The 15,175-nt window shown below is 37.2% G+C and carries 9 protein-coding genes; 5 read left to right on the plus strand and 4 right to left on the minus strand.

Features of this window, described 5'->3' with window-relative positions:
* Positions 1–409: 409 nt before the first annotated feature.
* Both ACSHW7_RS10065 and ACSHW7_RS10070 read right to left on the minus strand, forming a co-directional pair.
* Entirely contained in the window at positions 410–2,593 is a 2,184-nt protein-coding gene (locus tag ACSHW7_RS10065; protein WP_435679225.1) for a glutamine synthetase III, read from the minus strand.
* 404 nt (positions 2,594–2,997) lie between these two features.
* Positions 2,998–3,951 (minus strand): calcium/sodium antiporter, encoded by a 954-nt coding sequence (locus ACSHW7_RS10070; RefSeq protein ID WP_435679226.1) that lies wholly within the window; start codon positions 3,949–3,951, stop codon positions 2,998–3,000.
* 125 nt (positions 3,952–4,076) lie between these two features.
* On the opposite strand from ACSHW7_RS10070, the gene ACSHW7_RS10075 reads away from it, so the two are divergent.
* The gene (locus ACSHW7_RS10075; protein WP_435679227.1) at positions 4,077–4,229 is read left to right on the plus strand and encodes an SsrA-binding protein; all 153 of its coding nucleotides are present in this window, start codon (positions 4,077–4,079) and stop codon (positions 4,227–4,229) included.
* Here the strand turns inward: ACSHW7_RS10075 and ACSHW7_RS10080 are convergent, their stop codons facing one another.
* Together ACSHW7_RS10080 and ACSHW7_RS10085 are read right to left on the minus strand one after the other, a co-directional pair.
* Positions 4,230–4,742 (minus strand): adenine phosphoribosyltransferase, encoded by a 513-nt coding sequence (locus ACSHW7_RS10080; RefSeq protein ID WP_435679522.1) that lies wholly within the window; start codon positions 4,740–4,742, stop codon positions 4,230–4,232.
* A gap of 201 nt (positions 4,743–4,943) precedes the next feature.
* The gene (locus ACSHW7_RS10085) at positions 4,944–5,414 is read right to left on the minus strand and encodes a Na(+)-translocating NADH-quinone reductase subunit F (RefSeq protein WP_435679228.1); all 471 of its coding nucleotides are present in this window, start codon (positions 5,412–5,414) and stop codon (positions 4,944–4,946) included.
* A gap of 259 nt (positions 5,415–5,673) precedes the next feature.
* Here ACSHW7_RS10085 and ACSHW7_RS10090 point away from each other — a divergent pair, with 259 nt between their 5' ends.
* The 4 genes from ACSHW7_RS10090 (at position 5,674) to ACSHW7_RS10105 (ending at position 15,172) form a co-directional block, all read left to right on the plus strand.
* Entirely contained in the window at positions 5,674–6,546 is an 873-nt protein-coding gene (locus ACSHW7_RS10090; protein WP_435679229.1) for a tail fiber protein, read from the plus strand.
* 11 nt (positions 6,547–6,557) lie between these two features.
* Complete coding sequence (locus ACSHW7_RS10095; protein ID WP_435679230.1) at positions 6,558–7,409, plus strand: hypothetical protein; 852 nt, start codon at positions 6,558–6,560, stop codon at positions 7,407–7,409.
* Positions 7,410–7,468: 59 nt separating this feature from the next.
* Positions 7,469–13,816 carry a LamG-like jellyroll fold domain-containing protein gene (locus ACSHW7_RS10100; protein ID WP_435679231.1) on the plus strand — a complete coding sequence of 2,116 codons (6,348 nt, stop codon included), beginning with the start codon at positions 7,469–7,471 and terminating at the stop codon, positions 13,814–13,816.
* A gap of 90 nt (positions 13,817–13,906) precedes the next feature.
* Positions 13,907–15,172, plus strand: coding sequence for a T9SS type A sorting domain-containing protein (locus ACSHW7_RS10105; RefSeq protein WP_435679232.1), 1,266 nt, complete (start codon positions 13,907–13,909; stop codon positions 15,170–15,172).
* Positions 15,173–15,175: the final 3 nt, after the last annotated feature.

A 15,175-nucleotide genomic window follows, 5' to 3' on the forward strand; every position in this document is an offset into this window, starting at 1 on the left:
ATGAAAAGAATAATTACTATTAATATACGTGGTTATACGTACGAAAGTCTAAATCAGATAATTGTAAGAAAAAACATGTTAAATTTTCATTAAAAAATCGGCGAACATGATTTTATATCGGCGATGTGACAAAAAATATACAATTTTATAAATGTTAAATAAATGTTAAAATTTTAACAGAAATTAACTAATCGTCAACGTGTTAACAATGTAAGACCATCTACGTAGTTTTTTTCCTACAAATATCCATTTACGTTTAGTTTTACAGCAAATTTGAGTTGTATCAATAAATTTTTAAAAGAAAATTAGACGCTTTCAAAAATTTTATTTCCTACAAAAAACATTAAAAAAAAGTCCCGCTTCTCTCGAAGCGGGACTTAAATAATTTAAAAAAAAGTATGTTAGAAAATTATCTAGTAAACAACAATTCTCTGTACTTAGTCAAAGGCCATAATTCGTCGTCTACCAATAGTTCTAGCTTGTCACAATGATAACGTATCGTTTCAAAATAAGGCTTAATATCATCGCAATAAGAAATAGCTCTCTTTTCAGCATCATCAATTTTATTTGCTTTCTTACGAGCATCGATCATTGAAGTAATATCTTTATTTATATTTTCAATATGACCACTAATCGCTTCGATAAGTCTCATTTGCTCACCAGCTAGATTTTTGAAATCCTTACCATAAATATCTTTTAAACCTTGTACGTTTTCAATCAAAATATTTTGATATCTAATTGCTGTAGGAATTACGTGGTTTCTAGCAATATCTCCAAGTATTCTAGCTTCAATTTGAATATGCATTGCATACTCTTCTTGTTCAATTTCATGACGTGCTTCAATCTCAACCTTGCTCATAATGCCAAGATCTTCATACAGCTTAATTGTTTTTTTAGACACTTGCTCCTTTAATGCAACAGGCGTAGTTTTGTTGTTACTAAGACCTCTCTTTGCTGCTTCTTTTTCCCAAGCCTCTCCATAGCCGTCTCCTTCAAATCGAATACGCTTACTATCCTTGATATACTCCCTCAATACATTAAAAATAGCATCGTCTTTCTTCATTTTCTTATCCTTGATAAGCCCATCAACTTGTACTTTAAACTTCATTAACTGTTGTGCAACAATCGCATTTAAAACAGTCATTGGCTTTGCACAGTTAGCAGTTGAACCTACTGCTCTAAATTCAAACTTATTACCCGTAAATGCAAACGGTGATGTACGGTTACGGTCTGTATTATCAAGTAATATTTCAGGAATTTTTCCTACAACATTTAACTTTAAATCTGTTTTATCTTCTGGTGATAACTTTCCGTTCTTAACTTTTTCAAGAGCGTCAAGAACATTTGTCAATTGCGAGCCAATAAATACCGAAATAATTGCCGGAGGCGCTTCATTTGCACCTAAACGGTGATCATTACTTGCGCTTGCGATTGCCGCTCTTAGTAACTCTTCATATTCATTTACCGCTTTTATAGTATTGATGAAAAACGTTAAAAACTGAAGGTTCTTCATTGGTGTACTTCCAGGACTCAATAAATTAACGCCGGTGTTAGTTGCTAATGACCAGTTGTTGTGCTTTCCACTTCCGTTGATTCCAGAAAAGGGTTTTTCGTGAAATAACACCTTAAAATTATGACGATCTGCAACTTTGCTCATCACATCCATCAATAACGAGTTATGATCCACCGCAAGGTTTGTTTCTTCAAAAATAGGAGCTAACTCAAATTGATTGGGAGCCACTTCATTATGTCTTGTTTTTACTGGAATTCCTAAAAGCATACACTCAGTCTCCAAATCACGCATATAATCAAGCGCTCTTTTTGGGATTGAACCAAAATAATGATCATCTAATTGCTGTCCTTTTGCCGAAGAATGCCCCAATAACGTTCTACCAGCAAGATTGATATCTGGTCTTGATTTTGCCAAAGCCTTATCAATCAAAAAATATTCTTGTTCCCAACCTAATGTAGGATTTACCTTAGTTACGTTCTTGTCAAAATACTTAGCTACCGCAGTTGCAGCACTATCTATTGTTTGCAATGCACGTAATAAAGGAGTTTTGTTATCTAATGCCTCGCCTGTGTATGAAACAAATACAGTTGGAATACATAATGTAGTTCCATAAATAAATGCCGGCGACGTTGGATCCCAAGCTGTGTATCCACGAGCTTCAAATGTATTTCTTATTCCTCCGTTAGGGAAACTAGATGCATCCGGCTCTTGTTGCACTAATTGTCCACCACCAAATTTTTCAATAGCTCCATCCTCTGTAGTTTCAAAAAACGCGTCATGCTTTTCTGCAGTCGTTCCAGTCAATGGCTGAAACCAGTGAGTATAATGAGTTGCACCTTTTGCAATGGCCCATTCTTTCATTCCTGTTGAAATATGGTCTGCGACAGATCTGTCAATTTTACTGCCGTTCTCGATAGCGCCTTTTATACTTTTAAAAGAGTCTTTTGTTAAATATTGACGCATGGCAGCATCGTTAAAAACATTTTGGCCAAAAATTTCCGAACGTCTCGCCGGTTCTTTAACATCAACAACAGGACGATTGAACGTATCTTTTATGGCATGAAATCTTAATGTGGACATAATAATGTGCTTTTTAAGTGGGTTTTGATTAAAATTAAATTGCAAAAATATACTTTTTGACAATACACCCCCTTATTTTTAATGTTAAGTTATTGACAAATATCATTTATCACCAACACACCCCCTAAAAATTAGGGTCAAAACTATAAATACATTTCAATGAGATTGTTTTCGTTGTTCTTCTTCGGAAATGAGGTGGAATTACCATAATTTAAACATTAAAGAATATTGAAACCGATAAAGACAAATAAATTAAAAAAGCACTCAAGATTTGCACACCTATATAAAGGTATACAACGAAGACCTAAATAGGATAGATAGCAAAAATGCTAATCAAACTAAATTGCTTCCCGAAAATACATTTCCGAAGTGAAAAGAATTGAAAAAAAATAGAAAAGAAAAGACTATCCTAAAAATGCTAAACTCACAAAGGCACAATAGGCAACTACGATTATCAATCCTTTGACCCTGCCTATCTCAAACTTCTTAGGCAAGAAAGCTAATGGAATAAGCACCGCAGCAAACCCAATCATCCACCAAATATCATTGGTCAATACTTGCTCGCTTTTTACGACAATGGGCTGGATAATCGCCGTAACACCTAAAACAGAAGCGATATTAAAAATATTTGACCCTATTAAATTTCCTAATGAAAGTGCCTTTTCCTTTTTCAAAGCCGCGATAACCGATGCTGCCAACTCAGGCACACTTGTTCCCACCGCAATCATGGTTACAGCAATCACACGCTCACTCACTCCCAAAGAAACCGCTAATTCCACAGCGCCTTTTACTAAAAGTTCTGATCCAAAATACAACGCAACACCCCCAATGAGCAACCAGATAACTATTTTAAAATTGGTTGCCTTTGACAACCCGTCATCAATCCCATCGTCAACTGGATGCGATTTGGCGCTTTTACGAGCTCTTCTAATTAAGAGGAATAGATAGATGGCTAAAATTGCCAACAATCCAATTCCTTCCATTCGTGAAATTTCGCCACCACTTGAGAGAATAAAATACAATAGCACGGATAGCAACATCATTACTGGCCAATTGAATTTATAAAAATCTCTGTCAATCGCCAATGGAGCAATGATTGCCGTGATACCGAGCACTAAACCTATATTTGCAATGTTTGAGCCTATTACATTTCCTAAAGAAATATCGCTAAAGCCTTCCATAGCGGCTTGGATACTCACCAAAAGTTCTGGTGCAGACGTAGCAAATGATACCACTGTTAAACCAATGACCATTTTTGATAATCGCAGTTTAAAAGACAAGCCCACAGCAGCGCGAACGAGAAACTCTCCTCCTACAACCAATAATATTAAACCAAGAAAAACATAAAGAATACTCATACCTATATATTAAGGACGCGAAGATACTGATTGAAAAATAATTTTAAGAAGTGAATACTTTTTTCTTCGGAAAAGGAACAACTGCGGAATGTGTTTTCTAACAAAGAAATTTCTATTTTTATAGTATGAAAAAATCAATTTTCAAAGTACTTGCTAAAATTAACAAAGCAATTTTGCCCAGCTTTACAAAGCAAGGTTTGGATCTAGCCAAAGCTTCAAAAATACAGATGGCGATTTTTGGCTATAAGCTTTGGGTGACAAAAAATGCTTTAGATTGATCAATAATTTAAAACCGAAGCCACCTCATAAGATTTGAGCTTCTCATTTCCGCGGAGAAAATCTATTTGCATAATGAAATTACACTGCACAATTTCGCCACCACATTTTTTTACCAAATTACACGCAGCCCTTGCTGTACCTCCGGTAGCTAGCACATCATCATGAATCAAAACACGCTCTCCTTTTTGAATGGCATCCTCGTGGATTTCTAAAACATCCATTCCATATTCTAACGAATACGGCTCTTTAAAAGTCTCAAAAGGAAGTTTTCCTGGTTTTCTAATGGGGACAAAACCCACATTTAGTTTTTGAGCGAGCAGCATCCCAAAAAAGAATCCGCGCGATTCAATGCCCACAACTTTATCAATTTTTTTATCTCCCACTTTTTCTAGCAATACATCTAAACATAGATTTACAGCTATTGGGTCTCCCAGCAATGGCGTGATATCCTTAAAGACAACACCGCGCTTAGGAAAATCCTGAATATCTCTAATATAGTCTTCGATTGAGATCATAACCTATATATAACAAAATAAGCCACAACAACGTGGCTCAAAAAAATTGATTATGTAAAATTTACATTTCTTCTTTGATGATGGCGATGATTCCCAAAGCCAAACAAAGAAATGCGGTTCCTAAAACTAATGCTCCTATTCCCATGTGACTAAATTATACAATTAAATGGTATCTATAAAACTGAAAAGAGAAAAATTTTAAACCGTGGCTGTTTCATTTATGATTTTGCTGGATTTTTTTGAATCTAATTCATTTCTGAAAATAGCTTTATACGCCATGGGATTTGTAATACCATCCAACTCACAAAGCAAATCAATTACAGAAACCATGCCGTCAAATATCTGTTCATTTGAAACATGCTCTCGCGAATTATCTTTTAAACCAATTAACGGAATTGAAAATCCACAAGCTTTTAAAAATGTTGCCTCAATAGTCAATAACTCCACAGGTGAATATCCATTGATTTTTCTTCCCAAACGCTGGTGCACAACTCCCACATAGTTAAGTTGTGTACTTCCATGAAAATCGCTTAAATGTTTCCAAGCATCTTTATTATCACAAATATTACCTACCGCACATTGTTTGCAGCATAGCGGATTGAGCTCATTATTATAAAATGCGTCGTACAATTTTGAGATGGCTGCTTCAAAGCGAAATGTTGTGTTCATGGCCTTTTTTATTTTTCTATTAAAGATACGGGATTCGCATGAGAAAAGAAATTTCTACTAAGATAAATTTTTTAACTAACTATTTACCAAATACTTAAACTCAAAAGTAATATCTATTTTGTATTCAAGGGACAAAACAAAACACTACGTACCCCTACGTAAAAATCGACATCTCTGCGTATTGTAGGAAGAAAACTACTTCCATAGATTTGAGGTATACAGAAATCGACTAAAACACACACCAGATAAACACCAGATTATGAAAACAAAACAATTACTTCTCGCTCTTATTGCAATCTTATTTGCAGCACCCATTTTTGCTCAATCAGCTATTGGAATTCCAGTTCAAGGAATCGCAAGAGACAATAATGGAACGGCTCGTATCAACGAGCAAATCATATTAAATCTGGAATTATATTATGTAGAAGGTGGTAATGAAACACTACTGTACACACCCGCACAACAGGAAACCCTTACTACAGATAATTTTGGTGTATTTTCAACAATTGTCAACACAGCTGGTAGAAGACCAGTATTTGCCAGCAAAACCATTTTTCTAAGAATAAAAGAAGGAGGAAACACCATCTCAGACGAACAACTTAACAGTGTTCCTTATGCCATTGCCGCAGATAATGGAGTTCCCACAGGTGCCGTGATGCCATTCGTGGGAGCTACCGCGCCAGAAGGTTGGCTTATCTGCGATGGGGCAGCCATACCCAATGGACAGCAGTATGATGCCCTCAAAACACTTTACGGAAACAACACGCCAGATATGACAGGAATGTTTTTACGCGGAGCAGGAACCAATCCTTATAATGGATTTGATTCTATGCTTAATACAATTCATGTAGATACATTTCAAGGACATAATCACGGTTATTCTGGTTCTACAAATTCTAACGGCAGTCATACTCATCCTATAAAGATAAGTTGGGTTGGGCTGGATAGAGTTGGTAATGGTGGTAGCGCTGTAAATGCTAGAGCGGTTGAGAATCATCGTGATTATAATGGAAACATACCTGCTGAATCAGCTGGGAGTCATGCGCATAGCTATTCAGGCACAACGGCTTCAACTGGAAGCACAGAAACCCGCCCTATGCATTATGTAGTAAACTATATCATTAAATTATAATGTATATAGCCATGAAAAAACTACTCATAATACCGTTGCTCCTCTTAGTTTGGAGCATGACGGCACAGGACCCAATACTGCCACAATCTAAAGTTGTTACGGTATCGCAAGCCATACAAGAAAGCGGATACACCATACAAGTGGGTGTTCCTTTTATTGGTTCAGGTGGTGTACAAGGGACCAATCAAACTAATAATGACATCCGTTTTCCTTGGGATGTTCTATACCTACCCAATACATTTTCTGAAGCTTCTTTTGATGTTTCTAAAGGATATTTTGGAGACATGATACGAGTAAGCTGGACGTTACAGTCTAATTTTAACTTAGTTTCAAACATCGCAGTTTTCCGAAGAGAATATACAGAGGACGGCAGTAATCCATATATTCAAATTGCAAATACCGCTCCTATTGCTACAGAATATGAAGATGAGTTCGTTGAAGGCGGTGTACTTTACGAATATAAAATTGAAGCCCAAGGTATTGGCGGCAACTCAGGAAGACTACTCACTTTTATTGACGGTATTGGGTATAGAAGCCCTACTGCAATTGTTACGGGTAGTGTTAGTTTTGAAGGAGGTAATCCCGTACAGGATGTTGTCATTAGAGCTACTGCACAAGCTACCAACAATGATGAGGGAACGGGATTGGCTATTCCAAATACCGGGAAGGTGCAAATACAAACTCCTAATAGCAGCTCCATTACAACAGCAACAACCTTACAAACCTTTGTTAAACCACAAAGTCCATTTACTGCTAGTGATACTCCCATACGATTATTTTCATTAGAGTCAAACAATCCGTTGTTACCTTTTGGGTCTGGTATTTATACTGATATATCTTTAAATGCAGCGCCAATGAGTTAACAGTTGCTATCGGCGGAAATGAGTATGTAATTGCAGGATTTTATCCCTCAGGTGAACTTTTGGCTGATGGAAGTGATGAACTTGTCGCTGTTTCAAACTTCAATAGTTCTTTTGTGCATATTTCGGTGCAAATTTCAGAAGGACAAACACCTATTCTGTTTATTAATGGTCGCCGTTTAAACCAAGCTTATCAAGATGTCTATACTATTGAAAATCCAGATTTTTCAATTACTGAACCTACAGGAACGATAACATTCATGCCAGGTGGAACCCAACTTTTTTGGAATACAATACAAATTGGTGGAGGAAAAGACAGTTTTATGGATGAAATACGTGTTTGGAAAAATATCATTTCAGAAGAAAGAATACGTACGGATTACCGTCGTTTTATTAATGGAAACAATGCTAATTTAATTTCATATTTAAGAGCTAACGAAGGCGTTGGCCCTTTTGCATACGACTTATCTCGCACTGGTTTTAACTATAACAACAATCACGGTGAACTCTATAACCGAAGCACACCTGAAGCAGATAAAGTAACTTGGATAAGTGGTGCAGGTAATGTGCCCACGCAGCAACAACTGGGTGTTCTTGGTGTAACCAATGAAAATGGTAATTACGAAATTACTGCCATCCCCTATTCTGGAACCGGAGAATCCTTTGATATCACGCCACTTTTAGGCGTTCACGAATTTGCCCCCAACCAGCAACTGGTTTTTTTAGGGCAAGGAAGTGAAGTGGTCAATAGTGTAAACTTTACGGATATTTCTTCCTTTAACTTTACAGGACGTGTAATTTATGATTCTCGTAATGTATTTCTGCCAATTACCGGTGCAGAAATAACGAATCCAGATATCGATGAGGTTGGATACAATCAATATCAAGTAGGTGCATTAAAATACCAAAAAGGTGAATATTGGCTCAATGATAATAACACCCCTACGGACCAAACAGATGATTTTCTTGAAAACTATGCCCAAATATTCAGTGAAGGTGTTAATGTTTATATTGATGGAGAAATTGTTCTCGATGAAAACAACACACCGGTAGTAACTGGAACGAATGGAGAATTTAACATAAGTGTTCCTATTGGGAACCATTATATTTCAATTGGAAAAACAGACCATGAATTTGAATTTGAAGGTAGATTTCCTGCTGCTCTAGGTACATTTCAAGAATTTTTTGAAGACCGAAATGATGTAGTAACATTTATTGATAACACAAAAGTTACACTTACGGGACGTGTTGTGGGTGGATCTGTGGAGAGCGCTAAATCCTTAGGATTTGGAGCTGATGGTTTTGAAGAATACCAGTACGTAGATGGAGATGGAATTCAACAATCGTTTGAGTTGTCAAGTAAAAATAATATAGGAGTTTCAAATTTAACCTTAGGCTATACGCCTCCGGCAGGCAATGTTACGAATGATACCCGATTAAACTTTAGCACGGATGAAACTTCAGGAGAATATAAAATATCCTTGTTACCCATAAATTATAAACTTGAAGCCGCAAGAGTAAACCTTAAAACTGGGGAAGACACAAATGGAAATGACATTATCACAAACGTCAATCTATTAAGTGCCCAAGAAGATGTCAATCTCAAAAATATTCCAGAGCTCATTGAGCCAGAAGTAGAAACGCCAGACGGAACCCTTTTAGAAGGTGCCCCATATCATTTAGCAAAAAATGTTATCTATAGAGCAATCCCCACGTTAAGAGTGATTGGGCAAACTTCAGAAGAAATTGTTGAGATAGACATTGATAATGATGGTGTTCTAGATGAAATATCTACTGAAGGTTTTCAATTCCCAGTATATAGACAGTTTTTACCTTATTTTATTGACCTTAAGCGTTTTGAAGAATATACAAATTATGATACGAATCCGCCTGTGGCTACCCAGGACCCTATCATAGATGGGGAGTTGTTGGTAACAAACAATTTGGCACTTGATAACTCAGGATTAATTGAGGTTGATGATGACGACCCTAGTCTTATTCATTATAGTTTTAAGGGAGGATTACCAAGAATTTCATCACCATACACTAGAGACATTACAATCAATTACCGCATTCAAGGAATAGATTACCCGGCTGAAAATGTTTTAACCGAAGGGATTATTCTGGGTGGTGCCAGTGATGGAAGTCAAACGTTTTTAACCGCAGCACCAGATATCCCAGACATTATATTAAGAGACCCTCCAGGATCTAGAAGTAGTGCTACCATTGAAAGCGGTGAGTCTATAAGTTTTATTAAATCTACGACCTCATCAGAATCCAATAACTTAGCAGCTTCAGTAAATATTCTTACAGGGGTTAAGTTGGAAACAGGTGGTGGCTTGGCTGGGCCTGTCATAGATTCGCAATCTGTCAATGAAGCGACTTTGGGAATAGGATTGACTACAAGTTCTGAAGACGCAACAAGTGTACAGAAAACCTATACCTTTTCGCAGTCCATTTCTACAAGTACCGAAACAGATTTTGTTGGCTCGGAAGGCGACCTTTATATAGGACAAAGTGTAAATTATGCCTATGGTTCTTATGATGATATATATGCATCTTATACAGATATTCCAGGAACCGATGATTTGGCATTGACCAATAATGAAAGTGTTCCGCAGACAATTTATATCGGAAAACAAAAGTCCATTTTCTTCAATGAAGAACCTTCTAACACGTTTTATATACTATCGCAGAAAGCAATTCTTGAAACTACCATTCCCGAACTAGAAACCATCATCAATGGAATAATTGCTGGTACGCTGGTACCGGGCGTGGACGGAATTCAATCACAAGCATTCTATGAGCAGCAAAAGTTTTTATGGAGAAAAACAATTCTTGAAAATGAACGAAGTAAATATCAATCATTAAATAGTGCACCACAATACAGAACAGACCTTATTGCAGATATTCAAACCGAGTTTATTGAAATAAATATGACTATCGCTTTTGTACAAGCAGAAATCGATGCACTCGTTGCCATGTTACCCAGTTCACCGGCGCAGGATATTGTGCAATTTCAAATAAGACAATTAGAAAAGAGAATTGCGCTCTTAAATCTCAAAAAGTTAGACATTCAACAGCTTCTTACACTAATTAATGAAAATTTCTCTGATAATATTTCATTTGATTCTGGTGTAGGTAATTTTACAAGAACTGTTGGAACTACAGTAGCTGTGAACACATCTACATCTGTCAATATAGAAACAGATCAGGCATTTGAAGCCCAATTAGGTGTTGTCTTAAATGGAATTGGACTCATTGGAAAAATTGAAGGTAAATATAGCCAAGGCACAAATACTACTTTGGGACAAGAGTCTGAAACAAGCACCGATATAAGTTATACGCTCAACGATCCAGATCCAGATAATTTACTAAGTGTTGATGTTGTTAATCTTTTCAACGGAAACGGACCTGTTTTCGCAACTATTGGTGGCCGTACTTCTTGTCCGTATGAAGATGCAGAAAAAGCCATATTTTACAATCCTGCTACGTATGACCCAACTGCAACATCAATTGAACCACTTCCAGAAGGTGTAGATGTTTTATTGAGTGTAGCAACACAACGTGTGGAAGTACCATTGATAAGTGTGGAGGTAGCGAGTGTGACGAATATTCCAGAATCTCAAAATGCTGAGTTTGTACTTTTATTGGAAAATAATAGTGTTACAGAAACTGACGCAGATTTTGTTCTGAAGGTAGATAATACGACAAATCCATTTAATGCAGACATCAACATTGAACCCAATGGCACTATTGTTACCGTGCCCTACGGTGTGCAAACACCCTACGCTTTGACGCTGGCTAAAGTAATTTCAGATGAGTTTGTGTATGAGGATGTTCGTATTGTTCTTCAATCATTTTGTGATGGTGAGGCAGTCAGTGACGATGTGCTTATTTCAGCAACATTTGTACCTGCGTGTTCTAGTGTTAATATTTCAGAACCTACTGAAAACTGGGTATATAACAGAGAAACAGCCTTTAATCAAGACGGAACCTCTAATCCAGTACAAGTTGATATAAATGGTTTCAACTTATCATTTAATAGTTTTGAAAAAATAGATTTAGAATATCGTTTGACAACTGCTCCCAACTGGAACAGACTTCAAACATATTATACAACACAGGCATTTTTTGACGATGCATTAGCCAATGGTGAAACTGAAATTTCATTGATCAATGGACCTAATCTAATATATCCATTTGATATTGTAGGTGCCGCATTGCAAGATGGAAATTATGAAATAAGAGCCAGAAGTAGTTGTGTTAACGGGACTGAATTCATTTCAGAAAGTATCCCAGGAACAGTTGACCTTACTGCACCGCGCCGTTTTAACGCCCCATCACCGCAAGATGGAATTTTATCATCGGGCGATGATATAAAAGCTAGTTTTAATGAGGATATTTTTTATAATTCAGCCATAAGTCAGATTACAATTACAGGTAGAACAAACCAATTACCCATCAACAATAGTGTTTCGGTAAAGTTTGCAGGAGGTAATGATGAAGCTATAATTGTTGACCCAGATATCATTAATGGAGATTTCTCTTTAGAATTCTGGATGCTCAATGAAACAACAGCTGGCTTTGCTCCAATTATTACCCAAGACCAAGGATTATCTGTTACTCTAAGTCAAACAGATATTTCGTTTGAATTAGGCGGAGTAACCGTTGAAGGAAATGTACCAAATGATGGCCTTTTCCATCACTACACGTTTACGTATGACGAGCAATTGGGCAGAATGAGTGTGTATCGTGACGACATGATACAGCAGGAGTTAAATGGCCTTGGCACTTTACAATACACAAATAGTAACGATTTGATACTAGGTAGTCCAGATTTCCTCGGAAATTTACACGACTTAAGACTTTGGGACAAACCATTGACCTTGACAGATGCCTTTGCAAATATCTACACAGACTACATTGGCAACGAACGGAATCTTATTGGATACTGGCCTATGGACGAAGGGCGTGGCGAAACTGCGGCAGATTATGCGCGTTTCAACAATATGATCATCAACGCAGGTTGGGATATCAAGCCCAAAGGTGAATCGTACCGTTTTGAAGCAGGTCAATTCCAAACATTGGACAACGTTGATTTTGTTCAAATGGATGACGAGACTGATGCTACGATATCGTTTTGGATGAAAACGGCAACCGCTCAAGAAGCAACGCTATTTAGTAATGGGCGAGGTGACGGAAGCGATTTGGTTCAAGCCAACGGACTTCAGAATAAATGGGCCGTAAATCTTGCGGCAGATGGTAATTTGAGTTTCGTTTCAGAAGGAACAAACTATCCTTTGACCACTCAATCGGTGGTTGACGATGATTGGCACCATGTTGCCTTACTTTTAAACCGAAATGGTTCTTTATTGACATATATTGATAGCGAACAAGTATCCTCTAACCCCACTCCAGCGATAGGAGGTTTCTCAGGAAACCGAATTTGGCTGGGAGCACGTGGACAGACTGACAATATAGGAGGTATTACTATTGACAGAGAATATACGGGTCAAATAGACGAATTTAGACTTTGGAACACGCTGCGTAACGTTGAGCAAATTTCTAGAGATCAATACATGGAGGTGGATCCATTTACCATTGGAATGTTGTTATATGCCCGTATGAATGAGCCTGATCCTGCAACCGGTAATGGACCAACCTATTATCATGCATTTAGTAATGGCGACGTGATTACGAGTGAAGCTGTTTTAAATAACGGAGTTGTAAATTACAATACAGATGTCCCTCCTATCAAACCAGAACGCGAAATTGTGAGTTTCCAAGTAAATAGAGTTATCAATGGAGACGAAATGATTATAGAACCAATAATTAGCAATGCCGCTTCTATCGAGGGTCAAATATTGGATATTACTGTGCACCGTATGTTTGATGCTGCTAATAATAGACAGGAATCGCCAATTACGTGGACTGCTTTTGTACAAAGAAATGATGTTTCATGGTTTGCGCCGGGTTACAATGATGTTATTGATATTATAAAAGAGGAAGGTGAAAATGCATCTTTTGATATTACAATCGTAAATCAAGGAGGTATGAATCAACCCTATACTATCACAAATATTCCACCTTGGTTATCTATACCCAATGCTACAGGCGTGCTAATACCAAGTAGTACCATAACGCTTACAGCAACAATTGATTCAGATTTAACATCGGGAGATTATACCGAGGACTTGTATCTAGAAACTGATTTTGGATATGACCAAAAATTGCAATTAGACCTAAAAGTACTTGCCATGGAACCCAATTGGGATGTAAACTCTAACGACTATGAATTTAGCATGAACTTTATAGGAAAGGTAAATATTGATGGTGTGTTTTCAGAAATGCATTTGACCGTATTGGGGCTTTTGTGGATGGAGAGGTTCGAGGTTCTGCAGATTTAGTTTTAGATACAAACTACCAAGAATACTTCGTTTTCTTAACGGTTTATAGTAACATAAGTTCTGGCGAGGATATCAGCTTTAGAATATGGGATGCCTCTCAGGGCAGTGTTTTACATGCGACTGCTAATGGTCAAAACCGCCATCACCTTTATTGAAAATGGCGTGCAAGGCTCACTTTCAAATCCCATTGTATTTGCCAATAATGGCGAGTATTTCCAAGACCTCAGCTTTAATGCGGGATGGACATGGATTTCTATGAATCTTGATGATGTTGATTTTCAAGATATTAATCAGTTGACCGAAACAATGACCTTAGCAACCTCAGACCGTATTACATCAAGTGCTCCCAACGAAAACTTTGTAGAATTATATTATTTAGATCCAGCAAACCCTAATAACAGTGGTTGGAGTGGTAGTATTAGTGCAAATGGCGGTTTGAACTCAGATCAAATGTTCAAAGTATTTACCGCAAATGAGCAGCCTTTGACTATCGAAGGAGTTCCCGTGGACATTGAACTTTGGAGCTTTGATGTTGCACTTGGCTGGAACTGGTTTCCGTATCCATTCAGTAGCAATCACAGCGTTAATGAGTCGCTATCTCTTTTAGAGCCTATGGACGGAGACATTATTAAATCGCAAACACAATTTGCAATTTTTGACCCCTTAAATGGTTGGAGTGGTTCGTTAACTACACTCAAAGGTGGAAAAGGATACATGCTCAAAGCTGCACTTGCACAAACCTTTACGTACCCCAACTACCTAAACAGAGCGCCAATACTTGGGGATAATTCGGTAAATTTTGAACGAGATCAAGTGGTTGAAAATTTTGCCACATTTTCTGGAAACATGAATGGAATTATCCAATTACCAGAGGGGTATAATGAACTTTATATTTATGATTCCCTCGGAAATATTAAAGGGTTTGCATATACACAGTCCATTGACGATAGATCGCTTGCGTTTGTTACTATTTATGGAGAAACGACCGAAAAGTTGAAATTTTTTGTAAGCGACGGAAAAGAAATGCAACCCACCACCCGCGATTTTGAATTCAAAAACAATGGTGTAATGGGAACCTTAAAAGAACCAATCGTTCTAGAATTATTTGAAAATGGAATCAAGTTATATCCCAATCCATTTGAAGATGATTTAACGTTGGACTTCAACGTTTCCGAAGCACAGACTATTACAGTTCAATTATTCTCTTTGACCAATCAATTATTATTGACTAAGGAAATTAGTGTGGATGAAGGCTTGAACAGCTACCAACTCAAAACCGAACTTGCCACTGGAGTATATTACCTCCACATAGCAATGAAGAATCGAACTATTGTTGAAAAAATAATCCGTAAATAAACC

It is taken from the genome of Patiriisocius sp., from assembly GCF_051252435.1.
Taxonomy (GTDB): Bacteria; Bacteroidota; Bacteroidia; order Flavobacteriales; family Flavobacteriaceae; genus Patiriisocius.

Coding starts and splice junctions, on each gene's coding strand:
- ACSHW7_RS10070 (WP_435679226.1), bottom strand. CDS start 3,951: ATGAGTATTCTTTATGTTTTTCTTGGTTTAATATTATTGGTTGTAGGA.
- ACSHW7_RS10065 (WP_435679225.1), bottom strand. CDS start 2,593: ATGTCCACATTAAGATTTCATGCCATAAAAGATACGTTCAATCGTCCT.
- ACSHW7_RS10075 (WP_435679227.1), top strand. CDS start 4,077: ATGAAAAAATCAATTTTCAAAGTACTTGCTAAAATTAACAAAGCAATT.
- ACSHW7_RS10085 (WP_435679228.1), bottom strand. CDS start 5,414: ATGAACACAACATTTCGCTTTGAAGCAGCCATCTCAAAATTGTACGAC.
- ACSHW7_RS10095 (WP_435679230.1), top strand. CDS start 6,558: ATGAAAAAACTACTCATAATACCGTTGCTCCTCTTAGTTTGGAGCATG.
- ACSHW7_RS10105 (WP_435679232.1), top strand. CDS start 13,907: ATGCCTCTCAGGGCAGTGTTTTACATGCGACTGCTAATGGTCAAAACC.
- ACSHW7_RS10090 (WP_435679229.1), top strand. CDS start 5,674: ATGAAAACAAAACAATTACTTCTCGCTCTTATTGCAATCTTATTTGCA.